Here is a 25,189-nt window from a genome sequence, read left to right on the forward strand (position 1 = left end):
GGTCGCCGTCAGCACTCACCGCGGAGATCGACGACTGGGCCGACTGCATCCACCGCTCGCTCACAGCGGGCGGCCCGCGCTGACCCGGCCCGGTCAGTCCGGCCGGACGATCACGACCGGGCAGGAGGCGTGCGCCGCGCAGTGCTGGCTCACCGAGCCCAGCAACGCCCGCGCGAAGGTGCCGTGGCCCCTGCTCCCGACCACCAGGATCTCGGCGCCGCGCGACGCTTCGATCAACACGTCGGCGGGATTGCCGAGGATCAACTCCCGCCGCACTTCGACGGGTTGCCCATCTCCCAGCACCTGGTCGAGTTCCTGCTGGAACTTGCGGCGGCTGACGTCCTCGTCGAGGGCCGTGTCCACCGGGGGCGCGGACCAGCCGTACATCATCGGGACCTCCCACGCCCCGACGGCGTCCACCCTCCCCCCGATCAACTGCGCGTAGCCGATCGCCCACCGCAAGGCCGCGTGCGACGACGGCGAACCGTCGACACCGACCACGACCCGGCGAGCCGACTCGTTCCCGGCCATACCACTTCACCTCGCCAGCCTTGCCGGAGCTTCCACTCTTTCCACGCTGCGCCCGTTCCGTCCGCCCCGCCAGCAGAAGCCGTCGGTCGGGCCCCGCACGCCTTCGCGGACCGCGCAGCGCGTCAGGCCGGCCCGTAGCCTCCGCCGCCGGGTGTCTCGACCTCCAGAACGTCCCCGGTCGCGAGGTCGGCACGGTCGCAGCCGGCCAGGCGCAGCGTGCTGCCGTCACTGCGCAGCACCCGGTTGGCTCCCAGGGCGCCCGGGGAGCCGCCTGCCATCCCGTAGGGCGGCACCCGCCGGTGCCCGGAGAGGATGCTCACCGTCATCGGCTCGCGGAACCGGATCCGGCGCAGCGCCCCGGCGCCACCGCGCCAGTGCCCCGCGCCCCCGCTGCCGTCCCGGACGGCGAACTCCTCCAGCAGGACGGGCAGGCGCCATTCCAGGACCTCGGGGTCGGTCAGGCGGGAGTTGGTCATGTGCGTCTGCACCACGTCGGCGCCGTGGAAGCCGTCGCCCGCGCCGGAGCCGGAGGCGACCGTCTCGTAGTACTGGTGGTGCTCGTTGCCGAAGCTGAGGTTGTTCATCGTTCCCGAGCCCTCCGCCTGGACACCCAGCGCCGCGTAGAGCGCGCCGGTGATCGCCTGCGAGGTCTCGACGTTCCCGGCGACCACGGCGGCCGGGTAGACGGGGGCGAGCATCGAGCCGGGCGGGACGAGGATGCGCAGCGGGCGCAGGCAGCCGTCGTTGAGCGGGATGTCATCGGCGACCAGGGTGCGGAAGACGTAGAGCACGGCGGCGGTGACCACGGCGGAGGGCGCGTTGAGGTTGGAGTCCAGCTGGGCCGAGGTGCCGGTGAAGTCGACCGTGGCGCTGCGCCGTTCGCGATGGACCGCGACCCGTACCGCGATCACCGCGCCGGAGTCCGTCGCGTAGCGGAACTCGCCGTCCTGGAGGGAGTCGATGACCCGGCGGACCGCCTCCTCGGCGTTGTCCTGCACGTGCCGCATGTAGGCCTGCACCACGTCAAGCCCGAAGTGGTCGATCATCGCGGCCACTTCGTCCACGCCCTTCTGGTTGGCGGCGACCTGCGCGCGCAGGTCGGCGAGGTTGGTGTCGGGGTTGCGGGAGGGGTAGGGCGCCTCGGTGAGCAGCTTCCGTGTTTCGGCCTCGCGCAGCCGGCCGTCCGCCACGAGCAGCCAGTTGTCGAAGAGCACGCCTTCCTCGTGGATCGTCCGGCTGTTGGCCGGCATCGAGCCGGGCGTGAGGCCGCCGATCTCCGCGTGGTGTCCTCGGGAGGCGACGTGGAACAGGATCTCGGCGCCCGTGGAGTCGAAGACCGGCGTCACCACGGTGATGTCGGGCAGGTGGGTGCCACCGTGGTACGGGTCGTTGACCGCGTAGGCCTCACCCGGGTTCATGGCGCCGGCCCGGCGGCGGATCACCTCCTTCACCGTGGTGCCCATCGAGCCGAGGTGTACCGGGATGTGCGGGGCGTTGGCGACCAGGTTGCCCGCCGGGTCGAAGAGCGCGCAGGAGAAGTCCAGCCGTTCCTTGATGTTGACCGACTGCGCGGTCGACTCCAGCCGTGCGCCCATCTGCTGGGCGATGGCCATGAAGAGGTTGTTGAAGATCTCCAGCAGCACCGGGTCGGCCGTGGTGCCGACGCCCGGCTCGGCGCGGGCCGCGACCCGCTCCACCAGCAGGTGCCCGGTCGGCGTCGCCGCCGCGCGCCAGCCCTCGTCGACCACGGTGGTGGCGTTGGCCTCGGCGACGACCGCCGGGCCGGTCACCGTCTCCCCGGGCCGCATCCGCTCGCGCTCCAGCAGCGGCGCCAGGCGCCAGGCGCCTCTGCTGTAGAGCCGTACCGTTCGCGCCGGGGCGGGCTCGCCGGTCGTGCCGGCCGGGGTGTCGAGGTCCGGCTGTTCAGTGAGACCGGTGGCCTCCACCTCCAGGGCCTCGACGACGATCGGACGGTCCATCAGGAACGAATAGGTGGCGCGGTGCAACTTCTCGAAGGCAGCAGCCATCTCGGTCGGTTCGCCCAGCGCGACCCCGAGCGTGGTGTCGGTGCCGTCGTAGCGAAGCCGCGCGCGGTGGGCCACCCGGATTCGCTCCGGCGCGATCTCCTGGTCGAGCAGCTCGGCGCGGGCCGCCTTCGCCAACTCGGCGGCGACCTCGCCGACCGCCCTCATCGACGCCGGTTCGAGCGGACGCTCCACGGCCCGTTCGCGCAGCACCGTGGTGTCGGCGAGCCCGATGCCCAGCGCCGAGAGCACCCCGGCCATGGGCGGCACCAGCACCGTGCGGATGCCGAGCGCGTCGGCCACCGCGCAGGCGTGCTGCCCGCCCGCGCCGCCGAAGGTGGTCAGCGCGTACCGGGTGACGTCGCGCCCCTGCTGGACGGAGATCCGCTTGACGGCGTTGGCGATGTTGCCCACCGCGATCCGCAGGAACCCCTCGGCGACCTGCTCGGGCGAGCTCCGGTTCCGGGTGCGGTCACTGATCTCCTCGGCGAGCCCCGCGAACTGACGCCGCACCAGGGCCAGGTCGAGCGGCTGGTCCCCGTCCGGTCCGAAGACCTGCGGGAAGTGCTCGGCCTGGATCCTCCCGAGCATCAGGTTGGCGTCGGTGACGGTCAGCGGGCCGCCGCCTCGGTAGCAGGCCGGGCCCGGCCGGGCGCCCGCCGAGTCGGGGCCGACCCGCAGCCGGCTGCCGTCGAAGCGCAGCACCGAGCCGCCGCCGGCGGCGACGGTGTGGATGGCCAGCATCGGCGCGCGCAGCCGCACGCCGGCCACCTGGGTGGTGAGCACCCGCTCGTACTCGCCGGCGTAGTGCGACACGTCGGTGGAGGTGCCGCCCATGTCGAAGCCGATCACCCGGCCGAAGCCCGCCAGCCGGGACATCCGCACCATGCCGACGATGCCGCCCGCCGGGCCGGAGAGGACCGCGTCCTTGCCCCGGAAGTGGCCGGCCTCGGCGAGGCCGCCGTTGGACTGCATGAACATCAGCCGCACGCCCCGCAGTTCCTCGGCCACCTGACGGACGTAGTGGCGCAGCCCCGGCGAGAGGTACGCGTCGACCACCGCGGTGTCGCCACGCGGCACCAGCTTCATCAGCGGGCTGGCCTCGCTGGAGAGCGAGACCTGCGGGAAGCCGATCTCCTCGGCGAGCCGGCCGATCGCCCGCTCGTGCGCGGGGTGCAGGTAGCTGTGCAGGCAGACCACCGCGACCGCGCGGATGCCCTCGCGGTGGCAGCGGCGCAGGTCGCGCGCGAGCCCGTCGAGGTCGGGTGCGCGCAGCACCGTGCCCTCGGCGGTGATCCGCTCGTCCACCTCGATCACCCGCTCGTAGAGCGGCTCAGGCAGCTTGATCTCGCGGTCGAAGATGTGCGGCCGGTTCTGGTAGCCGATCCGCAGCGCGTCGGCGAAGCCCCGGGTGATCACCAGGGCGGTCGGCTCGCCGGTGCGCTCCAGCAGAGCGTTGGTCGCCACGGTCGTGCCCATCCGCACGCTGCTGATCGTGGCCTCCTCGCCGGCGGCCAGCGCCGGTGCCAGCAGGGCGTGGATCCCGGCGACAGCGGGGTCCCGGTACCTGGCCGGGTCGTACGAGAGCAGCTTGTGGGTCAGTACCCGCCCGTCCGGACTGAGCGCGACCACGTCGGTGAAGGTGCCGCCCCGGTCCACCCAGAACTGCCAGCCCCTGCCTGCCACCTCCGGCTCCCTCCGCTGGTCCGCCCGACGCTGGTCCGCCCGGCCCGGTCGCCCGTACGCCTCCGAGCAGGCCTGGCCCTGTGGCCGAGTATCCGGCCGGGCGATCAGCCGTCGCAAACGCGACATACTGGGCATGTCGGTCTGCTCCGAAGGCGGTGACCGGGCTATGACGGCGATGGCGGTGGGGGTCCTGCGCGAGACGGCACCCGGCGAACGGCGGGTGGCGCTCGTCCCCGAACTGGTCCGCGTGGTCGGCGCACTGGGCCTGACCGTCCTGGTGGAGCCCGGCGCCGGCACCCGGGCCTGGTTCCCCGACGAGGCCTACGCCGCGGCCGGAGCCGGTCTCGTCCCGCACGCCGAACTGCTGCGCCGCGCCGACGTGCTGCTCGGTGTGCAGGCCCCGAACCTCGGCCCCACCCACCGCTTCCGCCCCGGCCAGCTACTGATCGGGCTGCTGCGGCCCACCCTGATCCCCTTTCTGGTCCGCCAGTGGGCCGACCAGCGCCTCACGGCGATCGGGCTCGACCTGGTGCCACAGGGGATGAGCGCCGTCGGCACCTCAGCTGCTCGGCCGGTGGACGCCCGAGCCTCCCAGGCCCGGGTCGCCGGCTACCGGGCGGTCCTGACCGGGGCCGAGCACCTGAGCCGCTGCCTGCAGCCCTGGGGCTCTGCCGACACGGCGTTCGAGCCCGTCCGGGTCCTCGTCATCGGCGCCGACCCGGCGGGCCTGCAGGCGATCGACACCGCACGCCGCCTCGGCGCGCTCGTGCACGCCCACGAGCTGCGGCGGCAGCAACGCGCGGAGGTCGTCGCGCTGGGCGCCGCTCTGCTCGACCTGCCGTACCTACCTCCCGTGGTCGGCGCCGGCGGGCTGGCCCGGGCGCTGGACACCGAGCAGGACGAGCTGCGTCGGGGGCTGGCCGAGGTGCTCCCGCGCTTCGACCTGGTCCTCACAGCCGTCGAGCCGGCCGACCGGCGGCCACCGATGCTGCTCACCACCGAGGCGGTCCGGGCGATGCAACCGGGCTCGGTCGTGGTCGACCTTGCTGTCGGACCTCTGGGCGGCAACGTCGAGTGCGCCGAGGCGGACACCAGGACGCTGGTCGGCGACGGAGTGACGGTGATGGGCGCGGGCAACCTCCCCGCGCAGGTTCCCACCACCGCCTCGATCGCCTACGCGCACAACGTCACCGCACTGCTCCACCACCTGACCCGTGGCGGCGGCCCGCTGACGATCGATCCGACCGACCCGCTGCAGGCCGCCGTGCTGGTGACCCACCGCGGCAGCGTCCTCCACCCGGCCACCTGGCAGCTGATCATCGACGCCACCGCCGCCGCCGGCACCCCCTGACCTGGGATTCGAGCATGGCGAGCAGGAAGCACGGGCGGCATTCCCTCGTAGTCACCGGACACGGCGGCGAGGTCGCGCTGCTCGCGGTCACCACGGCGGCGCTGGTGGCCGGCGGGCTGGCCCGGCTCGCCGGGGCTCCGGCCGTGGCGGACGCCTGCTGGGCTCTCGGCACGGTGGCGGCCGTACCACCGGCCCTGGCCTGGGTGGTGGCCGCCCTGCGGCGCGGCCGCGCCGGAGTCGACCTGATCGCGGTGCTGGCCCTGATCGGCACCCTGCTGGTGCACGAGTACCTGGCCGGTGCCCTGATCGCGCTGATGCTGGCCACCGGTCGGACGCTGGAGGCGGCTGCCCAGCGGCGCGCCTCCCACGAACTGCGCGCGTTGCTGGAGCACGCCCCCCGCTCGGCCCGCCGCCGCACGGGGCAGCAGGTGCGCACGGTGGCGCTGGCCGAGGTGGCGGTGGGTGACCTGCTGGTGGTCGGCCCGGGCGAGGTGGTCCCGGTCGACGGGCGCATCGAGGGTGCCTCCCCGGCCGTACTGGACGAGTCGGTCCTCACCGGCGAGTCGCAGCAGGTCGAACGGCCGCCCGGTGAACGGGTGCGCAGTGGCGCGGTCAACGCGGGAACGGCCTTCGAGCTGCGGGCGGAGGCGACGGAGCAGCAGAGCACCTACGCCGAGATCGTCCGGCTGGCCCGCGAGGCCGGCGCGCAGAGCGCCCCGGTGGTGCGGCTCGCCGACCGTTACGCGGCCTGGTTCCTGCCGTTGTCGCTCGCGGTGGCCGGTCTGGCCTGGTTGGTCAGTGGCTCGGCGGTGCGAGCGGTCGCGGTCCTGGTGGTGGCCACACCCTGCCCGCTGCTGCTGGCCGCCCCGGTGGCGATCGTCTCCGGACTCTCCCGGGCCGCCCGCCTCGGCGTGGTGGTGCGCGACGGCGGCGCGCTGGAGAACCTGGGCCGGGCCCGCACGGTGGTGCTGGACAAGACCGGCACGCTCACCGCCGGCCGCCCGCGCGTGATCGAGGTGGCGGCAGCGCCGGGCCGGCGGCCTGGCGAGGTGCTCCGGCTGGCGGCCTCGCTCGACCAGCTCTCCCCGCATGTCCTGGCCAGGGCGCTGGTGGACGAGGCCGCAGCGCGCGGTCTGCCGCTGAGCATGCCCGAGGACGTGGCCGAGCAGCCCGGGCGGGGCGCCACCGGGAACGTCGACGGCCAGCAGCTCAGCGTGGGCCGGTTCGGGTCGGCGGAAGCGGGGCCCGCCTGGGCGCGAGCGGTCGACAACCGGGCCGTGCTGGACGGCGCAGCCCTCGTCTGGCTGACCGTGGACGGCGTCCTCGCCGGCGCCGTCCTGCTGCGCGACCCGCCGCGCCGCGACGCCCCCCGAGCGATGCGGCGGCTGCGCGCGGCCGGCATCCAGCGGCTGCTGATGCTCACCGGCGACCGGGTCGAGCCCGCCCAGGAGGTGGCGGCTGTGCTGGGCCTGGACACGGTGCGGGCCCAGCAGACCCCGGCCGACAAGGTCGCCGCTGTGCGAGCCGAACGCGAGCGGGCGGTGACGGTGATGGTCGGCGACGGTGTCAACGACGCCCCCGCCCTGGCCGCCGCCGATGTCGGTGTGGCGATGGGCGCGCACGGCTCCAGCGCCTCCTCCGAGGCCGCCGACGTGGTGCTCACCACCGACCGGGTGGACCGCCTCGCCGACGCCCTGACGATCGCGATCCGCTCCCGGCGGATCGCGGTGCAGAGCGCGCTGGGCGGCATGGCGCTCTCGCTGATCGCGATGGCGGCCGCGGCCTTCGGGCTCCTGCCGCCGGCCCCCGGCGCCCTGCTCCAGGAGGCCATCGACGTCACTGTCATCCTCAACGCGCTGCGCGCACTGCGCCCGGACCGCACCGGGCCACCGGACCTCGAACCCGCCACCGAGGACCTCATCCACCGCTTCGCCGCCGAGCACGACGACCTGCGCGACGTCCTGGACGCGGTCCGCGACACCGCTGATCTGCTGGCCGACGGCATCGGGCCGCAGGCTCTGGAGGCCGTCCGGGCGGTCCACCGGCTGCTGACCGAGCGGCTGCTGCCGCACGAGGACGCCGAGGAGCATGAGCTCTACCCCGCCCTCGCCGCCTCACTCGGCGGCCCCGAGGCGACCACCACGATGAGCAGGGCGCACACCGAGATCGCCCGGCTCGCCCACCGGCTGGCCACCCACCTCGCCCTCGCCGACGCGGCCGGCGAGCTGCGTCCGGAACAGCTCGACGATCTGCGCGCCTGCCTCTACGGGCTGCACACCGTGCTTCGGCTGCATTTCGCCCAGGAGGAGGAGAGCTACTTCTCGCTGGCGCCCTGAGCTCGGCCCGGCCCCTACGCGGTTGCCGTGAACAGGGCCGCGTGGCGCGCGATCGACACGGCGTGGCCTGCGCAGCGCTGGTAGTGGCAGGCCAGCAGGGTCGCGTCGGCGATGTCGCCGGCCGCGACCGGTTCGGCCCCGGACAGCAGCAGTTCGTACAGCAACCGCTGACGCTGGCCGACCTCGTGAGAGGTCGTTAGAAGATCCGCACCGGCTTCGGCGTCCTCGGACTCCAGCAGGTCGGCGGCCTTGGCGAGCATCGCCAGCGCGACCGCGCCCATCCCGTGCAGCGGAACGCGCAGCCGGTCCGGCCACGGCGCCGTCGACTGGCGCGACCAGGCAAGTCGCAGCAGCTGCTCGACGAGGTCTGCCAGACACTCCACCTCGCTGCCCACGTGGACGCCCACGACGATGGCATGCCGATCCGACACCTTCGGTGACCCGCCGCGCAACACTCCGGCCGCATCCTCCTCGATCCGCTCGCGCAGCTCGGACAAGGCCTTCTCGGCAGCCATCGCAGCACCCTCCAAGGTGGCCATGGGGGTCTCCCCGGCGGGAGGCCGGGGAGCGGTCAGCCCGTCCGCGACCTCACTCAGCGCCGTGCTCGCGAGCCGGACCAGATCGGCCAGTTCGCCGGACAGCCGACCGTGCGCGTCCTGTTCGTTCCCAGACATCCGTCGACTCCCTCTCGCTGCGGGCCGGCTCCGCCGCCTTCGTCGTACTCCTCCAGTCTCACCGCACCCGGGGGCGGGTGCCGAGCCGTCCGGCATGCGTCCGTGCTGCCGGTGGCGGGACTGAGCGGTCGTTCGGGCCGTCGCGAGCTGCCCCGGCTCGTGGTCGTGCCGGGTGGTGGCCAGGCGAACCGACGGGCGCGAGAAGGGCGATCTGGTACCAGTGGTGCCACCGCCGACGGCGAGACGCTGGAGACGTGAGCGAGAACCGGCCCGAGTTCGGGCGCGTTCCGTCGTCGCGGCCCTCCGGCCGGCCGTTCGTGCTCGGCGGACCACCGCCCCGCCCGTAAGTCGATTCGGATCGGGGTTTTCGCCACGCGCCCGCACCCGGCGGCCGGACTCGCGTCGGTCGGCGGTCCGCCAGGAGGGATGATCGACATGTCATCGGCAACGGTCCAGGCCGTCCGGCTGGAGGCGGTGCTCGACGCCCCGCTGTCACGCTGGCTCTGGCTCGTGAAGTGGCTGCTCGCCATCCCCCACTACGTCATCCTGGTGTTCCTGTGGTTGGCGTTCCTGGTGCTGACCGTGGTGGCGTTCTTCGCGATCCTGTTCACCGGCCGCTATCCACGGGCGATCTTCGACTTCAACGTGGGCGTCCTGCGCTGGAACTGGCGCGTCGCCTACTACTCGTACAGCGCGCTGGGCACCGACCGGTACCCCCCGTTCACCCTGGCCGACGTGCCGGACTATCCGACCCGCCTGACGGTGGCCTACCCCGAACAGCTCTCGCGCGGCCTGGCGCTGGTGAAGTGGTGGCTCCTGGCCATCCCCCACTACCTCGTGGTCGGCTTCTTCCTGGGCGGCACATGGTCCTCGGGCAATCTGATCGGTGTGCTGGTGCTGATCGCCGTCATCGCCTTGGCGTTCACCGGCGAGTACCCCGGCGGGATCTTCGAGTTCGTCATGGGCCTCAACCGGTGGGTGGTCCGGGTGGCGGTGTACGCCGCCCTGATGTCGGACGAGTATCCGCCGTTCCGGCTGGACCTGGGCGGCGCTGAGCCACAGCGCTGAAGGGCCTCGGCCGCCTCATCGGCGCGGAGGTCAGCTGCTTCGGGGTCACCACCCGTTCCCGGTCCACTCGACGGTGAGGTCGAGGAAGTGGGCCGAGCACGAGATGCAGGGGTCGTGGTTGCGGATCGCCCGTTCACACAGGGTGGTCAGCTCGGCATCGGTGGGGTCGCCGTCCGCCAGGCGTTGCTGCACGAGGCGGCGCAGGTCCTCCTCGATCGCGCCCTGGTTCTGCGCGGTCGGCGGGACCAGGCCGGCGTCGGTGATGGTCCCGTCGGCGTCGAGGGTGTAGCGGTGGTACAGCAGACCGCGCGGCGCCTCGGTGGCGCCGTGACCGGTCCCGGCTCGCGCGGGCACCTCCAGGTACGGACGGGGCGGGGGTTCGTAGGCCTCGATGATGCGCAGTGCCTCGTCGACCGCGTGGAGCACCTCGACCGCTCGAACGACGATGCTACGGAAGGGATTTCGGCAGACGGTGCCCTGCCGGGGGTCGCCGAGCCCGGCGTCCTGGGCGGCCTGCAGGGCGATCGGGGAGAGCCAGCGGCCGCTGATGGCGTAGCGGGCGAGCGAGCCGGTCAGGTGGCGGCGGCCGTCCAGCAGGGAGTGCAGGGCGGTGGAGTGAGGCACCTGGCTCTCGACGACGTGGCCGCCGAACTCGCGCACCCCGAAAGTCCGGGTGGGCAGCGAGCGAGCGGATCCGGGGGGAAGGCCTGCGGTGCTCGGCGCAGGCATGACGGTCGGGGTGCCGGACTCGATGGCGTAGCTGCCGGGTTCGGCCAGGGCGAGCAGGTCGTTGTCGCAGCCGGCGTCGGGAAACTCGAACTCGGCCACCCAGCGCACCGTCTCCTGTGCGTCGTCGCGGGCCCGGCGCAGCCGCTCGGCCAGTGGGCGAAGTTCGGCCGTGGTGGGGACGCGGTGGAAGCCGCCGAGGCGGACGTTGATCGGGTGGATCGCCCGGCCGCCGAGCAGCTCCATGATCGCGTTGCCGGCCTGCTTGAGTCTGAGGCCGCGTTCGACGTCGGCGCGCCGGGTGCGGGCCAGGTCGATCGCGCTGTCGCAGCCGAGGAAGTCCGGCGCGTGCAGGAGGTGGATGTGCAGCGTCTGGCTCTCGATCCACTCTCCGCAGTACAACAGTCTCCGCAGGGCGCCCAGTTGCCCGTCCACCACGACGCCGCAGGCGTCCTCGACGGCCCGGCAGGCGCTCAGCTGGTAGGCGACCGGGCAGATCCCGCAGACCCGGGAGGTGATGTCGGGCGGCTCGGTGTGGGAACGTCCGCGCAGGAACGCCTCGAAGAAGCGCGGAGGTTCGTAGATCGCCAGCCGGGCCTCGGCGACCCGGTCGCCGTCCATCCGCAGGTACAGTGCGGTCTCGCCCTCGACGCGGGCGAGCGATCCGACGTGCAGCACCCTGGAACCGCGGTGGGTCACTGGTCCAGCTCCTCGCGGGAGACCGCGTCGAACTCGGGGGCCGCGGTGTTGAAGGTGCGCAGCACCCGCACGATGTCCAGGGTGTCCATCCCGTCGCGGCGCAGCAGGGGGATGAAGGAGGGGAAGTTGGTCGAGTCGGACGGGCCGAAGCACCCGTAGCAGCCGCGCCCGTACGCGGGACAGAGCGCGCCGCACCCCGCGTGGGTGACCGGACCGAGGCAGGGCGTGCCGTGGGCCACCGTCACGCAGACCGTGCCGCGCTGCTTGCACTCGAAGCAGACGCTGTGCGCGGGTACGTCCGGCTTGCGCCCCGCGAGGTGGGCGGTGATGACCTCCACGAGTTGGCCTCGGTCGATGGGGCAGCCGCGCAGTTCGAAGTCGACGGGGACGTGGGCGCTGATCGGCGTGGAGGTGGCGAGCGTCTCGATGTAGTCCGGTCTGGCGTAGACGACGGCTTGGAACTCGGCGACGTCCGCGTAGTTGCGCAGCGCCTGGACGCCGCCGGCGGTCGCGCAGGCGCCGATGGTCACCAGCCGCCGGGAGACGGCACGGATGTGCTGGATCCGGTCGACGTCCTGTGGCGTGGTCACCGAGCCCTCGACCAGCGACAGGTCGTACGGGCCGGGACCGGTCGCGCTGGAGGCTTCCAGGAAGTGCGAGATCTCCACCTTGTCGGCGATGCCGAGGAGTTCGTCCTCGCAGTCGAGCAGGGTGAGCTGGCAGCCGTCGCAGGAGGCGAACTTCCACACGGCGAGCTTCGGGCGGCTGCTGGCGGTCATGTCACAACTCCCGGACCATGAGCAGGGGCTGGGCGAGTCTCCAGGTGACGACCGGCCCGTCGCGACAGAGCAGCAGCGGGCCGAGCTGGCAGTGCCCGCAGTGGCCGGTCGCGCAGTGCATGTTCCGCTCCAGCGAGACCCGGATCCGGTCCGGTTCGAGGCCTCGGTGCACCAGCTCGCCGGCGGTGGCCCGGATCATCGGCTCGGGGCCGCAGATGAACGCGGCCGCCGACGACGGATCGAAGGCGGCCCGGTCCAGCAGGGTCGTCACGACGCCGACCTCACCCTGCCACCGCTCGTCGGGCCGGTCCACGGTGGTCAGCGATCCCTGCCAGCTACGGACTTCCTCGGTGTAGAGCAGCTCGCGGGGCTCGCGGGCGCCGATCAGGACGCTCAACCGCCCGTACCGCCCGGGTGTGGCGAGCACCTCGCGCACGAGCGGGCGCAGCGGCGCCAGACCGATGCCGCCGGCCACCACCAGCAGATCGAGCCCGGAGGCGGCGGACAGCTCCCAGCCGGTGCCGAACGGGCCGCGCACCCCGACGATCCCACCGGGCCGCAGTGCGTGCAGCGCGCCGGAGATCGCGCCGACCGCGCGGACGGTGTGGGTCAGCCGGTGTCCGTCGATCGCGCTGACCGACAGCGGGATGTCGCCGACGCCGAAGGCGTACACCATCGCGAACTGCCCTGGCGTGAACGGTTGCAGGGCCGCCTCGACCGGTTCGAGGACGATCGTGGCGGTGTCGGGCGTCGCGGCCTCGCACTCCACCACCCGGTACGGTACGGGAACGGTCATCGGGGAGGCCCGTACAGGTCGAGCAGGCGCGTGCGAGTGGACTTCAGCCGCCGGGCGATCACCTGTGCGACGCAGTTGGTCACCGCCAGGCCGAAGGCGGGATCCTCCTCGCACGCGGCGCGCACCCGCCCCGCGTCGAACTCGGACGCCACTACGGCCGCGCGGGTCTGTGCGCCGAGGTGCCAGCGGTATGGCTCGAACAGCCAGGACCAGCCCAGCAGATCTCCCTCGCCGAGCGTCTCCACGACGGCTGCGCGCCGCCCCGGAACGTGCACGTCGAGGGCGACGACCCCGGAGCGGATGATCCAGAACCGGTCGGCGACGCCGTCCTCCTCGAAGACGCGGGTGCCTGCGGGGAAGGAGACGTCACGGGCGAATCCGGCCAGCCGGTCGCGGTGGGCGGGCGGGAGCGCGCCGAGGAAGCCGTGTCGCACGACGGTCATGGCGCCCCGTCCCGTTCCCGGTTCAGCGCGTGGGCCTCCTCGGTGATGTCGATACCGACGGGGCACCAGACGATGCAACGCCCGCAGCCGACACATCCGGAGCTGCCGAACTGGTCGAACCAGGTGCCGAGTTTGTGGGTGGCCCACTGCCGGTAGCGGCTGCGCGAGCTGTCCCGGACCGGGCCCGCCTGGAGGTGCGAGAAGTCCAGGTCGAAGCAGGACTCCCAGTGCCGCCAGCGCTCGGCGTGGTCACCCGTCAGGTCGGTGACGTCCTCGGTGCTGGTGCAGAAGCAGGTCGGGCACACCATCGTGCAGTTTCCGCAGGTCAGGCAGCGGGCCGCCACGTCGTCCCAGCGCTCGGCCGTGAGGGTCTCACGCATCAGGAGCTGCAGGTCCACCAGCGGCATGCTGCGGCCCATCCGGTCCGCCGCCTCGGCGACCCGCTCACGCGCGGCGGTCCGGGTGGCGGTGTCGGCGGCGCGGCGCGGCAGCTCCGCCAGGACCGACTCCCCCTGCTCGCTCCCGGCCCGGACAAGGAAGCGGTGGCCTTCGGCGTCGAGCACCTCGGTCAGCGCCAGGTCGTAGCCGGGCCCCACGGCCGGACCGGTCCCCATCGACGTGCAGAAGCAGGTGGCGCCCGGTTCGGTGCACTCCACCGCCACCAGGAAGGCCCGCTCGCGGCGCCCCCGGTAGGCCGGGTCGGTGTACGTCCCGCCGGTCAGCACCCGGTCCTGGATCGCGATGGCCCGCAGGTCGCAGGGGCGCACTCCGAGGAACGCGTACGACGGCTGCGGTGTCCGGTCCTGCGTCACCGTCAGCTGACCGTCAGCCCCTCGGTCGGCCGTCCACTGCCGCTCGCGCGGCGGGTGCAGGAAGGTCTTCCAGGACTGCGGGCCCGCGCTGTGCGCGAACGCGGCGCCGTCCTCGCGCGCCCGCAGCCGGTACAGGCCGGCCTCCAGCTCGACGCCCCAGCCGTACGGGAGTTCGTCGCCACCGGAGATCTCGGCGAGGACGATCGCACCGTCGCGGACCGTCGGTCCCACGACCGTGCGGCCCCGGCCCACGAGAACCGCAATCAGCGCGTCCAGCCCGTCCTTGTCGATGACCGCCGAGCCGTCCGCCACCGTCCACCTCCCGCGCCGATGCTGCCGCCCCGCCCAGTATGGACACCGGCCTGCCACCGGACCTGGGACGGCAGTGCCGATGTGCTCCAGGTGGCCGCGCCGTTGCCCCGTACGGACCACGCCGGGCCCCACCGGCGACTGACGAGCACCACGGAAGGGGAGGGCGACCCGCATGAAACTCACCGCGCGGAGCGTCGTCATCGGTGTCGGCAACGAGTACCGCCACGACGACGGGGTGGGCTGGGCCGTGGTGGCCCGGCTCGCGGAACGCGCCGAGCAGCGACCGCTCCCCCTCGGGACCGTCCTACGGGTGTGCGACGGTGACCCTGCCCGACTGATCACCCTGTGGGAGGCCACCGACCTCGCCATCGTGGTTGACGCGGCACACGCACACCCCGGGCATCCCGGCCGGGTGCACCGCCTGGACCTGGATGGCAGACAACTGCCCACCTCCGGCGGCCCGACGAGTTCCCACGGCCTCGGACTCGGTGAAGCCGTCGAACTGGCCCGCGCGCTGGACCGCCTGCCAAGGCGGCTCGTCGTCTACGCCATCGAGGGAACGGACAGCAGCCTCGGGACCGGACTGTCGGCAGCCGTCGCAGCCGCCGTGGAACCCCTCACCGAGCGGATCGCCGAGGATCTCCGCACGGTCCCCGCGATCACCGACAGGTTGCGGACGACACGTTGAACGGATCGCAGCTGGGAGCATTCCGCCGCGCCGCCGCCTGCCTCTTCGTCTCGTCCACGCGGTACCGCCGGTAACCGGTGAGGCGCTCGGCATCCACGAAACGACCCGTCACCGGGCACTGCTGCGGCGCGGCGAGCAGGCACTGGACACAGCCGCCGCCCTCGCCCGCCGACCGGGACCACCTCGCGGCGGGCGTCGCGAGTGCTCCCGACACTCGTGCCAGGCCGGTGGCCGCCGAAGCATGATGATCGGCGTGCGCGGCTCGCTACCTCGTGAGCACGATAGAAGCCCGGACCCATCGCTCTGAGCAGCGACCCGGCATGGAGGCGCGCAGTGGGCGAACGTGTGATCACCGGATTCGATGGATCGGACCCGAGCCGAGCGGCCGTCGAGTGGGCCGCGCGGGAGGCATCCCGGCTCGAGCTTCCGCTGGAGGTTCTCCAGGCATGGCCCTGGGGGCCGAGCAGGCCGCTGGGCACCGGGCAGGCCGAGCGCTGGGGGCGTGAGCAACTGGCCGCGCAGGCGGACACGATCCGGTCCCGCTTCCCCGGACTGGAGGTGCGCGCGACACACGTGCCGGACGACGCGGTCGCGGTGCTGAAGGCCGCCTCCGACCGAGCCGCGATCCTGGTGCTCGGCTCGCGCAGGCTCAGCGCACTGCGCGGCTTCCTGGTCGGTTCGGTGAGCCAACAGGTCCTCGGCCACGCCACCTGCCCGGTCGTCCTGGTGCGTGCGCCGTCCGACCTGACGGACGGGCCGAGTTCGGACGGCAGCGCGGAGCAGGGCCTGGTCGTGGGCCTGGACCTCGCGCACCCGTGCCAGGAGGTCCTGGCCTTCGCCTTCGAAATAGCCGCCCGGCGTGGAGTTTCGCTGACCGTGGTGCACGCGTGGGGTCCGCCCGCCGGGACCGAGTACATGCACTTCGGCGCGATCGGCGGCCTCGAGGACGAACTGGCCGAGCCCGAACGGCAGGCACTGGAGGAGGCGGTGATGCCCTGGCTGGAGCGCTACCCCGACCTGCCAACGGAGACCGCGTTGCTGCGCGGCCACGCCGGACTCACCCTGGTTGACGCCGCGGCGACGGCCGAACTGCTGGTGATCGGCGCCCGCCACCGTCGCAGCCCCGTGGGGGCACACCTCGGACCAGTGGCGCACGCGGTGATCCACCACGTGGGCTGCCCGGTCGCGGTCGTACCGCACCACTGAGGCGGACCGGGCACCAGTCGATCGACAGCGGGGACCTCTAGAGCGCGAGCATCGCTGCGGCGACCTCCTCGGCGGCCGCGTCGGGGATCGCGGTCGCGGCCTGTTCGAGCACCAGCAGTCGTGCACCGGGGATCTCGCGCGCGAGCGCCTCGCCGTTGCCGACCGGGAAGAACCGGTTGTGACGGCCGTGCAGCACGAGCGTCGGCAGTGCGAGCTCGGGCAGGCGCTCACGCCAGCGCGGCGTGCAGTCGAGTTTGGCGAACACCATGCCCATCTGGTTGGCCAGTTGGAGCGCGGGATCCGTGCTCGGCGTGCGGTCGAAGACGCGCTCGGCGGTGGCGCGTGCCGTAGTGGGATCGTCGCCGAGGATCTCCGCTCTGGCGGCGGCGAACTCCGCGACGGCGGCGCGATCGGACCAGTCGGGCATCGGGAGCGCGAACCGTCGCTCCATGGCCGCCTTGTCGTGGTCGGGCAGATCGTCGTCGACCGGGCCGGGGGCGACGGGCCGCGTCCCGGCGAGGGTGAGCGCCGAGAACACGTCCGGATGGTCGAGCGCGGCGACCTGGGCGACCATCCCGCCGACGCCGATGCCCGCCAGGTGCGCCGGCCGGTCGGCCAGTCCGCGGGCGAGCGCGGCCGCGTCGGCGGCGAGATCCCGGAGCGTGTACGCGGGCGCCTCGGGGTCGACGGTGGTCGAAGCGCCGCAGTCGCGCAGGTCGTAGCGCACGACGTGACGTCCGCCGCGCGCGAGCGACTCGCAGAGCGCGTCGGGCCACGACAGCATGGTCGTGCCGCCCGCGAGCAGCACGAGGGGCGAGGCCGCATCGCCGAAGTGCTCGACCCCGAGCGTGATGCCTTCGGGTGTGCGGAACGTACGGACCGTCGAGTGCATCGTCAACCTCCCGGGCAGGTGCGTGACCGTGGCCACGCTACCCCGCACCGGCGACACCGCCCCACGACCGGCGGCGCTACACACTCAGCTGCGAAGATCTCGACATCAAGCGCAGCGACGCTACTGCAGCGTCAGATGACGCCAGGTCAACGCGCCTCGCAGGCTCCCTGTCCGGCGGCGCTTGAGCCTCTACTCTCGTGGCGTGGACTTTTCCGGACCGCCCCGGCAGCCAGACTGACCGGGACAGCGCTTCAACCGCCGGTGCGCCGCCTGTCGGCTGTTTCGGGGGTTGACCATCTGTCACACGGACTGGAGGTTGGAGACACCGGGATGAATCGGCTGCCAGAGCTTGACGACCTTCCGACCCGCAAGAGGCGCCGTCTTGTGCTGCGCGCACTGCTGAGACCGACCCTGACCGCCACCGCCCTCGTAACCGCGTACTACGTGCTGCCGTTGGACAACGCCTTCAGCGTCGGTACGGCGGTCAAGCTGGTCCTCGGCCTGCTCGCGGTGGCCGTACTCTTCGCCTGGCAGACGCGCTCGATCGCCCAGTCCCAGTACCCGCGACTGAAGGCCGCCGAGGCGCTGGCGGTCACCTTCCCGTTGTTCATCCTCCTGTTCGCGACAACCTACTTCCTCATGGCGGGAAGCCAATCCGCTTCCTTCACCGAGCCCCTGACCCGAACAGATGCCGTCTACTTCACGGTCACGGTGTTCTCCACCGTGGGCTTCGGTGACATCGCGCCCAAAACAGAGCCGGCAAGACTCACGGTGGTGCTGCAGATGCTCGGAAACCTGGTGCTGGTCGGTTTCGCCGCCCACGTCCTCATCGGCGCCGTCAATGCGGGCCTCGACCGGCGCAAGCGCCAAGGACAACTCGGCTGAAGCGGCGCGCCCATCCACCGGGCGTTCAGTCCATACTCCGGCCCCGGGCTGCGAGCGGGCTCCGCCGATCGGGTGGGGCCGGTGCGCGCCGCGTCGTGCGCGGGCCACTTGGCGCGCCGTCAGGTGCCGTGCCGGTTACGGTGACCGAACCGGAGCGCGTGGATGGGCCGAGCGCGTGGATGGGCCGAGCGGTCCTTCAGCGGGCCGAGCGGACAGGTACAGGGACAAGGACAGGTGAGCCGATGTCGGGCGGGACGGTGGCGGCAGCGGAACGGCGGGCCCGCGTGCTGGCAAGGATCGCCCTGCTGTGCGCGGCCGCTGCCGTGGTCACGGTGTTGCTCACCGGGCCGCACGGGCTGGTGGTGCTGCTGGCCGGCCTGGCCGGGCTGGCGGTGATGGCGGTCGGCGGCTGGTGGGCGTTGGCTCACCATGGACTGCCGCGCGTCGTCGGCGCGGTCCTGGCCGTGGCCGCACCGGTGGGCGTGATCGTGCTGGCGGTCGCGCACCACGTGCTGCTGATCGTGCTGCTGGCGTTGGCGCTGTGGCTCGGCGGCTTGACCTGCGCCCGGTCCGCGCTGCGGGCGGCCCGGCCACCGAAGCCGATGCCGACCCGAGAGGCGCCGGCGCCACGCCGACCCGTGCTGATCATGAACCCGAAGTCCGGCGGTGGGAAGGTCCAGCGCTTCGAGCTGGTCCGGCGCGCCGAGGAGTTGGGCGCGCGCGTGGTGCTGCTGGACACGTCCGTACAGCAGGACGTCGCCGCGCTCGCCCGCCAGGCGGTCGCCGAAGGCGCCGACCTGCTCGGCGTCGCCGGTGGCGACGGCACGCAGGCGTTGGTGGCGCAGGTCGCGGCCGAGCACGGCCTGCCGTTCCTGGTGATCTCCGCCGGGACGCGCAACCACTTCGCCCTGGACCTCGGCCTGGACCGCACCGACCCTTCGACCTGTCTGGACGCGCTGCGCGACGGCGTCGAACTGCGCGTCGACCTCGGCCGGGTGGCGGGCCGGCCCTTCGTCAACACCGTCTCCTTCGGGGCCTACGCGCAGATCGTCCAGAGCCCGCAGTATCGCGATGCCAAGGCGACCACCGTCCTGGACCAACTGCCCGAGCTGCTGCTCGGCGAAGGCGGCCCGCGGCTGACCGTCGAAGCGGGGGAACACCGCCTCGACGCTCCGCAGGCACTGCTGGTCAGCAACAACCCCTACGCCGCGCCGGATCCGCTCAGCCTCGGCCACCGCCCCCGGCTGGACAAGGGCGTCCTCGGTGTCCTCGGCGTGCGCGTCGAAGGTCCCGCGCAGGCCGCCGAGCTGGCGCTGCGCCGCGCGCGGGCGGGCGGGATCTCGACGCTGACGGCCCGCCAGGTCACCGTCAACGCCGCCGCGCCCGAGATCCCGGTGGCGGTCGACGGCGAGGCGCTGAGCCTGCCGACCCCGGTCCAGTGCTCCCTCGCGGCCCGAGCACTCCGCGTCCGCGTGCCCCGCGACCGCCCCGGCGCGGACCCGCTGAAGCAGGACCGCACTCGGCCCCTGGACTGGCGGGACGTGGTCGGCCTCGCGCTCCCTTCGCGCTTGGGCGGCGGCGCGCAGCCCGGCACGCGACCGAGTTCCGCCGAGCACGCCCGCACCGAAGGGAGTAACGCGCGTGAACGACGCCGTCCTGCATGACCTGGCCGCTCTCGACGGTGCTCTCTACGCTGCTGTCGCCGCGACAGAAACCCCTGCGCTCGACAGGAGCCTGCGGCTGCTCTCCGCCGCCGCCGATCACTCGAAGATCAACCTCTCGGTCACGGCGGCGCTGATGCTGATCCCGGGACCGTGCCGGCGCGCTGGGTTGGTGGGCGCGGCCTCGGTCGGCCTCGCCTCGTTCACCGCGAACCTGGTCGGCAAGCGGCTGGCCCGCCGTCCGCGCCCGGACCGGGAGGCCTCGCGGGTGCCCGTGAACCGGCATGTGCCGATGCCGACCTCGCCGTCGTTCCCCTCCGGGCACACCGCCTCCGCCTTCGCGCTGGCCACCGCCGTCGGCACCGTACTGCCTGTCGCCACGGCACCGCTCGGGTTGCTGGCCTGCGCCGTCGGCTACTCCCGGATCCACACGGGCGTGCACTATCCCGGCGACATCGTCGCCGGGGCAGTGCTGGGCAGCAGTTGTGCGACCGTCGTGCTCGCCCTCGGCCGGCATCTCGCCCCGCAGACCTGAGACGGCGGACGCCCGGGGCTCCCGGAAATCGCGCCTAGCACCATCGACAGTGTCCGCCTGAGGCTTGAGCGGCTCGTCCTCGTCGGGCAACCGAACGGCCTGACCGGGCGTCACCTCGCGCGCTGGCGTGCCGCGAGTTCGCGGCCGAGCTGGTGGAAGCTCATTGCGGCCATCAGCACGCCTCCTCGATCGGACCTGACGGCCCCGTGCGGCCGGCTCCGGAAACCGGCCCGCAGTCGGCGGGTGACCGGGGTTCAGCTGATCAGTGCAGCTGCTTGGGCGCGGGCCTGCCGGAGCCACTCGGCGCGGGTCTCGGCGGCGGAGTCGGTCACGGTGCGGAACACCGTCCGGCGCACGTCGGTGACGCCGACATACGGCAGCACGCAGTCCGCCCAGATCCGCTCCAGTGGGTCGCCGAACTCGCTCTGCTCGCGCTCCTGCGGCGTGTCAGAAGTGTTGAGCACCAGAGCCCGCCCGGCGCGCAGCAGCCCGGTCGGTTCGCCGTCGGCCGTGCCGAGCTTGTAGGCGACACCGGGGGCCAGCACCCGCTGCACCCAGCCCACAAGCACGGCGGGAGGCATGCCCCACCAGTTGGGGTGGATCAGTACAAGCGCGTCCAGGGTGGCCACCTCGGCCCGGTGCAGCGCCAGTTGAGGGTCAGTCGACGTCTCGGCCTCGGCCACCGTGCCGGTCTCCCCGGCGGTGAGCAACGGCGCGAAACCCTCCGCGTAGAGGTCGTGGGCCCGGACCTCACAGCCGCGCCCGCGCAGTTCGTCGACCACGGCCTCGTGCAGTGCGTGGTTGAAGCTCCCCGGTCGCGGGTGCGCCAGGTAGACACCGATCCGGCTCATCATCCGTCCCCCTTCGGCTGATTGGAGCTGATGCTACGGCCCGGCGGTGCCGGCTTGCCCACCACTGTGCGGCCCTAGTGGGCCGGGGAGTCCGGGTGGGGCCGCATCAACAGCAGGTCCTCACCCCAGGCGTCCAGCACCGCCGCGTGGCCGGCGGCCCGGGCAGCCGCCTCGACTTGGGCGAAGAGCTGCTGCTGCGGCGCCACTTCGCCGGTCGCGGTGATCCGGGCGAGGGTGTCGAGCAGCGCGGCGCTCTCCCAGCCGGGCAGTGGGAACCGGTCGAGTTCCCAGGCCAGGTACTTGTTGTAGGGGCGCGGTCGGCGGTCCAGGGCGAAGAGCAGGTCGAGCAGGAATCCGATGCTGGCGGCCGCGTCGAGGTGGCCGGCGAGCGGGTTGCCGTCGCGGTGGTTCTTGACCGAGCGGTAGAGCGAGTTGGCGTAGGCGTCCAGCAGGTCGGCGCCGGACCGGAAGGCCTCCTCGGCGTCGAGTCGTCCCATGGCGGCGACGATCCGGGTGACCTCCCCGTCGCGGCGGTCGAACAGTACCCGGGAGCGGGCGATGGCGTACCGCTCCCAGTCGGCGGGGTGGCGGAACCGTTCGAGGGTGGTGACGACCAGGTCGAGGCGCGCGGAGCGGTAGCCGTCGAGCGCGGTCAGCTCGCTCGCCGCGTCGTCGGCGAGGATGACGTAGAGGTCGTGGTCGGAGTGACGGGTGGTCATGCCGTCGTGGGCCCGGGAGCCCTTGAGGACGAGCCCGACGACGGCCGGGTCGGCCGTCGCATCGGCCACGAATGCCGCGAAATCCAGCGTCATGCCAGGTCCTTGCGCATCAGCGTGCACATCGTCCCGTACCGCTGGATTGAGCCGTCCTCGGCCGCCACGTCCCAGGAGCCGAGCTCGCCCAGGCGGGCCTGCAAACGGGCGCTGTCGAACCCCGGGGCGCCGTCGCCCGCGCCGAGCGCACGGTTGACCGTACCGGCCACGTCGCGGTCGGTCTGTGCCAGGAGCTCGGCCATCTCCTGGGGGACGAGCTTCGACACTTCCCGGCGAAGGTTTTGCGACATGCTGTCTCCCTCGTGGTCACGGTGGAACGGCGCGGGCGGGGCGGGGGCCTTCCCGCTAGCCGGCGCTGCGGGTCCGCCGACCGAGGAGGCCGGTCAGCGAGGCGACGGTGGTGCGCGGCGGCTGCCGGAGGTCGCGGTCCGGGTGCAGGACGGTGCGGAAGGCGGCCCAGGCAAGTGTGCCGAGGGCGAAGCCGTAGGCGGAGACCAGCCCGTGTCCGTTCTGCTGCGCGAACCACATCGCCAGCCCGAGCACCGGCACCCCGAGCGCGAGCAGCCGGTTCGTGCGGACGGCCTTGGCGCGGCTCGCGCCCTCGTCGTCAAAACCCTGCCCGGCGCCCCTTGCGGAGTTCTCCTCGGCGCCGCCGCGCAGCAGCAGGGCCGCGGCCAGCGTCGCGCCCAGGAAGTAGGTGGCGCCGGAGCTGCCGGCGAAGTTGCGGGGGTCGGTGCTGTGGGAGGTCTGGCCCCACAGCTTGTCGATCTGCTCCGGCAGCAGGATGCCCGCGGCGAACAGGCCGAGTGTCAGCGGCGCACCCCAGAACCAGTCTGCGAAGGCCGCGACGGCGGCAAGGGTGGCGAGGTTCCAGGCCGCCCCGCCGAAGCCGCCGTTCTGCATGAAGACCGAGGTGACCACGCGCCACCAGCCGGACTTCGCCGGGTCCGAGTCGAGCGCGCCCATCGCACCAGACCAGCAGAGCTGGAGGGCCACTCCGGCGAGCGCGAGCCCGGTCAGACCGACGGCCGCCCAGGGGATCCGCCGCCGGCCCAGTGTGCTCTGGCCGACCAGGGCCAGACCGCCTTTGAACATCAACACCATCAGTGCCGCCGTGGTCACGTTGAACAGCAGGATGTCCATCGTCACCACCCCCCTCCGAGCCGTGTGCGATTTTGCCGATCATGACAGTAGCGCGGCCCGGAGGATTTTCAAACAGTGTTTGAAAGCTGGCGCGGCTCGCTAGACTGCGGCCGTGAAGCTGACCGCAGACCGGATCATCGACGCGGGGATGACGGTGTTCGCCCAGACCGGCTACCACGGCTTCTCCGTGCGCCAGGTCGCGGAGCGGCTCGACGTGCACGCCGGCAGCCTCTACTACCACGTGCCCAGCAAGGCCGCACTGCTCCAGCTGATGGCCGACCGGGTGGTCCGGCAGGCGTACGAGGCCGGCACCGCCGCCCTGGCCGCACTGCCCGCGCAGGCAGGCTGGCCGGCGCGGGTCACGGCGCAGGCCGTCGCCCTGCGGCAGAGCATCCGGCAGCACCCCGGCGGGGCGATCATGCTCGCCGGCAGCCCGAAGACCCTCAGCCCCGGCGCGCTCTCGCTGATGGAACGGCTGCTCGCCACCCTCGCCGAGGCCGGCGTGCCGCCGGAGCACTGCGGCACCGCCGCCGACACCGTGCTCAGCCACGTCACCGGCTACGTGCTCCAGGAACAGAGCGATCCACCTGCCGTGCCGGTCACCGCCGAGGACGGCGCCGCCCTCCACCGGAGCTTCCCCCGGACGGTGGCCGCCGCGACCGCGCACGGGCCGGACGAGAAGTTCACCCGCAGCCTGGACCTGCTCTGCGCCGGCATCGGGACACTGATCCGGTAACCGGCCGAGGCGGCGCCGCCCGAGGAAGCACGGTCCGCGGAAGCGCGGTCCGAGGAGCAGTTGTCGCAGTCGCCATGAGCACCGTTGCGATCGGCGCTCGCGTGTCGGCTACGGCTCGGCGGGAACGCTGTTGCCCTGGGCCTGGATCGCGGTGCCGAATCGCCATGCCTCGATGTCGCGGTAATGGATCGGCCCGGGGCCACGGCCGATGTTGCTGCCGACCAGGTGGAGGCGCTCGGTCCGCCACGGTCGGCCCACGAACTCGGCGAGCCCGGCCGCGACATGCGGCACGCTGGTGTGATCGTCGCGGCGGGAGCGTGCCAGAGTCAGATGGGGGTGCAGCGGACGGTCCCTGAACTCGATCCCGCAGGACCTGATCAGGTCGCGGATGTCGGCGGCGAGCAGGTGCAGTCCCTTCAGGTCCCCGTCGATCCCGCTCCACAGCAGTCGCTCGTCGAAGTGACCGCCACCGCGCAGGCCCAGCTGCAGGGCGGGCTGCAAAGCGGCCCTGTCGGCGAGCACCGACTGCAGAAACGGCACTGTTGTGGAGGGGAGTTCACCGAGGAAGGCCAGGGTGATGTGCCAGTCCTCGATCCGGTTCCACCGCAGGTGCGGGTACGCGGCGTAGGCGGGTTGCAGGGCCCGAGCCAGCTCGTCCTTGGCGTCGTCGGGCGGGGCCAGCGCCACGAAGACGCGCAGGGTCGAGGGCTCGGGGTGATCGTCCACGAGGGATTTCTAGCACCTCAGCCATGGTCCCGGCCGCCCGGCTCCGACCGCCTGCACCCGGATCGCCCTCCGGGCCCGTGGGCGCGCTGCGCCCGGGCGCCCAGCACAGCGGGTGGCGGCCGCCAGGCGGTCCTTCTCAGCGCAGTTGCTCGGCCAGTCCGACGATGACGCCCTCCGGGCCGCGGACGTAGCAGAGCAGATAGCTGTCCTCGAACCGGGCGATCTGGCCGACGAGTTCGGCGCCGCACGGGCGCAGGCGGGCAACGGTGTCCTCGATGTCGTCGACGGTGAACATGACGCGGTGCGTGCCCACGATGTTGTGCGGCCGGTTGCGCGGCCCGGCGCTGATCGCCGCGGGGCTGCGGTACTTCGCCAGCTCGAGCCGGCTCTGACCGTCCGGGGTCCGGACCATCGCGATGTCGCAGCGGACGCCGTCGAGTCCGGTGCACTGGTCGGCGAAGGGGCCCCCGACCTCCGCCCTGCCCTCCAGCTCCATACCGAGTTCCACGAAGAACGCGATGGCGGCGTCCATGTCCTCGACGACGATGCCGACGTTGTCCATCCGCTGAATCGCCATGCTGGTTTCTCCCTCTTCCTCCGAAGACGATCAGCCGCGGCGTGCCGTCCCCGCTCTTTCACTTCATCCTCGACGATTCGCAGCGTGCGCGCTCGAGCATGGCACCTCCCCGATCGATTCACGGTGCCGGCTCGCCCTTGGCGTGTGGATTCTGACCTGCGGTGAGGAGTTTTGGCCCGGCCGAACTCGCCGGACTGTCAAGGCAATTGGCGGAGATCAGCCATTGGCATGTTCCCGCCTGGAGCAGTAGCTGTTGACTCCGAGTCTCCTTCGCTACCG

The 25,189-nt window shown here is 72.7% G+C and carries 24 protein-coding genes; 9 read left to right on the forward strand and 15 right to left on the reverse strand.

Annotated features, from left to right (window positions below; genetic code table 11):
• Positions 1-93: 93 nt before the first annotated feature.
• Together BR98_RS11805 and BR98_RS11810 are read right to left on the reverse strand one after the other, a co-directional pair.
• Positions 94-531 carry a universal stress protein gene (locus BR98_RS11805; RefSeq protein ID WP_035844215.1) on the reverse strand — a complete coding sequence of 146 codons (438 nt, stop codon included), beginning with the start codon at positions 529-531 and terminating at the stop codon, positions 94-96.
• Between the two features lie 122 nt (positions 532-653).
• Entirely contained in the window at positions 654-4,241 is a 3,588-nt protein-coding gene (locus BR98_RS11810; protein ID WP_035844217.1) for a hydantoinase B/oxoprolinase family protein, read from the reverse strand.
• A 166-nt stretch (positions 4,242-4,407) separates the two neighbouring features.
• On the opposite strand from BR98_RS11810, the gene BR98_RS11815 reads away from it, so the two are divergent.
• On the forward strand, positions 4,408-5,592 hold the full coding sequence (locus BR98_RS11815) for a Rossmann-fold NAD(P)-binding domain-containing protein (protein WP_035844219.1): 1,185 nt from the start codon (positions 4,408-4,410) through the stop codon (positions 5,590-5,592).
• Between the two features lie 14 nt (positions 5,593-5,606).
• Entirely contained in the window at positions 5,607-7,928 is a 2,322-nt protein-coding gene (locus tag BR98_RS11820) for a heavy metal translocating P-type ATPase (protein ID WP_157537692.1), read from the forward strand.
• A gap of 14 nt (positions 7,929-7,942) precedes the next feature.
• Here the strand turns inward: BR98_RS11820 and BR98_RS11825 are convergent, their stop codons facing one another.
• On the reverse strand, positions 7,943-8,467 hold the full coding sequence (locus BR98_RS11825) for a PhoU domain-containing protein (protein WP_198042205.1): 525 nt from the start codon (positions 8,465-8,467) through the stop codon (positions 7,943-7,945).
• Between the two features lie 570 nt (positions 8,468-9,037).
• Here BR98_RS11825 and BR98_RS11830 point away from each other — a divergent pair.
• Positions 9,038-9,670, forward strand: a complete 633-nt coding sequence (locus tag BR98_RS11830; protein ID WP_035851723.1) for a DUF4389 domain-containing protein — start codon at positions 9,038-9,040, stop codon at positions 9,668-9,670.
• 45 nt (positions 9,671-9,715) lie between these two features.
• Here BR98_RS11830 and BR98_RS11835 read toward each other — a convergent pair whose 3' ends face one another.
• The 5 genes from BR98_RS11835 to BR98_RS11855 are packed head-to-tail and all read right to left on the reverse strand — an operon-like array spanning position 9,716 to position 14,237.
• Positions 9,716-11,095 (reverse strand): Ni/Fe hydrogenase subunit alpha, encoded by a 1,380-nt coding sequence (locus BR98_RS11835; protein WP_035844223.1) that lies wholly within the window; start codon positions 11,093-11,095, stop codon positions 9,716-9,718.
• A complete protein-coding gene (locus tag BR98_RS11840; RefSeq protein WP_035844225.1) occupies positions 11,092-11,874 on the reverse strand; it encodes an NADH-quinone oxidoreductase subunit B family protein in 783 nt (260 codons plus the stop codon). The genes BR98_RS11835 and BR98_RS11840 overlap by 4 nt, the downstream gene beginning before the upstream one ends.
• 1 nt (position 11,875) lies before the next feature.
• Complete coding sequence (locus BR98_RS11845) at positions 11,876-12,670, reverse strand: FAD/NAD(P)-binding protein (protein ID WP_035844227.1); 795 nt, start codon at positions 12,668-12,670, stop codon at positions 11,876-11,878.
• Positions 12,667-13,113 (reverse strand): Crp/Fnr family transcriptional regulator, encoded by a 447-nt coding sequence (locus BR98_RS11850; protein ID WP_035844229.1) that lies wholly within the window; start codon positions 13,111-13,113, stop codon positions 12,667-12,669. The genes BR98_RS11845 and BR98_RS11850 overlap by 4 nt, the downstream gene beginning before the upstream one ends.
• Positions 13,110-14,237 (reverse strand): 4Fe-4S dicluster domain-containing protein, encoded by a 1,128-nt coding sequence (locus BR98_RS11855; RefSeq protein WP_035844231.1) that lies wholly within the window; start codon positions 14,235-14,237, stop codon positions 13,110-13,112. Before BR98_RS11855 ends, BR98_RS11850 begins: the two co-directional genes overlap by 4 nt.
• A 172-nt stretch (positions 14,238-14,409) precedes the next feature.
• On the opposite strand from BR98_RS11855, the gene BR98_RS11860 reads away from it, so the two are divergent.
• Positions 14,410-14,925 (forward strand): hydrogenase maturation protease, encoded by a 516-nt coding sequence (locus BR98_RS11860; protein ID WP_051969678.1) that lies wholly within the window; start codon positions 14,410-14,412, stop codon positions 14,923-14,925.
• 333 nt (positions 14,926-15,258) lie between these two features.
• The gene (locus BR98_RS11865; protein WP_035844233.1) at positions 15,259-16,131 is read left to right on the forward strand and encodes a universal stress protein; all 873 of its coding nucleotides are present in this window, start codon (positions 15,259-15,261) and stop codon (positions 16,129-16,131) included.
• A gap of 37 nt (positions 16,132-16,168) precedes the next feature.
• Here BR98_RS11865 and BR98_RS11870 read toward each other — a convergent pair whose 3' ends face one another.
• Entirely contained in the window at positions 16,169-17,023 is an 855-nt protein-coding gene (locus tag BR98_RS11870) for an alpha/beta fold hydrolase (RefSeq protein WP_051969679.1), read from the reverse strand.
• 261 nt (positions 17,024-17,284) lie between these two features.
• On the opposite strand from BR98_RS11870, the gene BR98_RS11875 reads away from it, so the two are divergent.
• The 3 genes from BR98_RS11875 (at position 17,285) to BR98_RS11885 (ending at position 20,104) form a co-directional block, all read left to right on the forward strand.
• Positions 17,285-17,908, forward strand: a complete 624-nt coding sequence (locus BR98_RS11875) for a potassium channel family protein (protein WP_232247377.1) — start codon at positions 17,285-17,287, stop codon at positions 17,906-17,908.
• A gap of 242 nt (positions 17,909-18,150) precedes the next feature.
• Positions 18,151-19,572: a diacylglycerol/lipid kinase family protein gene (locus BR98_RS11880; protein WP_063774780.1), complete on the forward strand. Its 1,422-nt coding sequence runs from the start codon at positions 18,151-18,153 to the stop codon at positions 19,570-19,572.
• On the forward strand, positions 19,550-20,104 hold the full coding sequence (locus tag BR98_RS11885) for a phosphatase PAP2 family protein (protein WP_035844235.1): 555 nt from the start codon (positions 19,550-19,552) through the stop codon (positions 20,102-20,104). Before BR98_RS11880 ends, BR98_RS11885 begins: the two co-directional genes overlap by 23 nt.
• A gap of 254 nt (positions 20,105-20,358) precedes the next feature.
• On the opposite strand, the gene BR98_RS11890 is transcribed toward BR98_RS11885, so the two are convergent.
• From BR98_RS11890 to BR98_RS11905, 4 genes are all read right to left on the reverse strand, one after another.
• Positions 20,359-20,958: an NAD(P)H-dependent oxidoreductase gene (locus BR98_RS11890; protein ID WP_035844237.1), complete on the reverse strand. Its 600-nt coding sequence runs from the start codon at positions 20,956-20,958 to the stop codon at positions 20,359-20,361.
• A 71-nt stretch (positions 20,959-21,029) separates the two neighbouring features.
• Positions 21,030-21,767: a hypothetical protein gene (locus tag BR98_RS11895; RefSeq protein WP_035844239.1), complete on the reverse strand. Its 738-nt coding sequence runs from the start codon at positions 21,765-21,767 to the stop codon at positions 21,030-21,032.
• The gene (locus tag BR98_RS41140; RefSeq protein WP_035844241.1) at positions 21,764-22,018 is read right to left on the reverse strand and encodes a hypothetical protein; all 255 of its coding nucleotides are present in this window, start codon (positions 22,016-22,018) and stop codon (positions 21,764-21,766) included. The genes BR98_RS11895 and BR98_RS41140 overlap by 4 nt, the downstream gene beginning before the upstream one ends.
• A 55-nt stretch (positions 22,019-22,073) precedes the next feature.
• Positions 22,074-22,871, reverse strand: coding sequence for a hypothetical protein (locus tag BR98_RS11905; RefSeq protein ID WP_035844243.1), 798 nt, complete (start codon positions 22,869-22,871; stop codon positions 22,074-22,076).
• 112 nt (positions 22,872-22,983) lie between these two features.
• Here BR98_RS11905 and BR98_RS11910 point away from each other — a divergent pair, with 112 nt between their 5' ends.
• Positions 22,984-23,607: a TetR/AcrR family transcriptional regulator gene (locus BR98_RS11910; RefSeq protein WP_035844245.1), complete on the forward strand. Its 624-nt coding sequence runs from the start codon at positions 22,984-22,986 to the stop codon at positions 23,605-23,607.
• Between the two features lie 108 nt (positions 23,608-23,715).
• Here BR98_RS11910 and thpR read toward each other — a convergent pair whose 3' ends face one another.
• Positions 23,716-24,333 carry an RNA 2',3'-cyclic phosphodiesterase gene (gene thpR, locus BR98_RS11915; RefSeq protein WP_051969680.1) on the reverse strand — a complete coding sequence of 206 codons (618 nt, stop codon included), beginning with the start codon at positions 24,331-24,333 and terminating at the stop codon, positions 23,716-23,718.
• 136 nt (positions 24,334-24,469) lie between these two features.
• Positions 24,470-24,910 (reverse strand): VOC family protein, encoded by a 441-nt coding sequence (locus BR98_RS11920; RefSeq protein WP_035844247.1) that lies wholly within the window; start codon positions 24,908-24,910, stop codon positions 24,470-24,472.
• Positions 24,911-25,189 lie beyond the last annotated feature (279 nt).

The sequence above is a fragment of the Kitasatospora azatica KCTC 9699 genome (genome assembly GCF_000744785.1).
GTDB lineage: Bacteria > Actinomycetota > Actinomycetes > Streptomycetales > Streptomycetaceae > Kitasatospora > Kitasatospora azatica.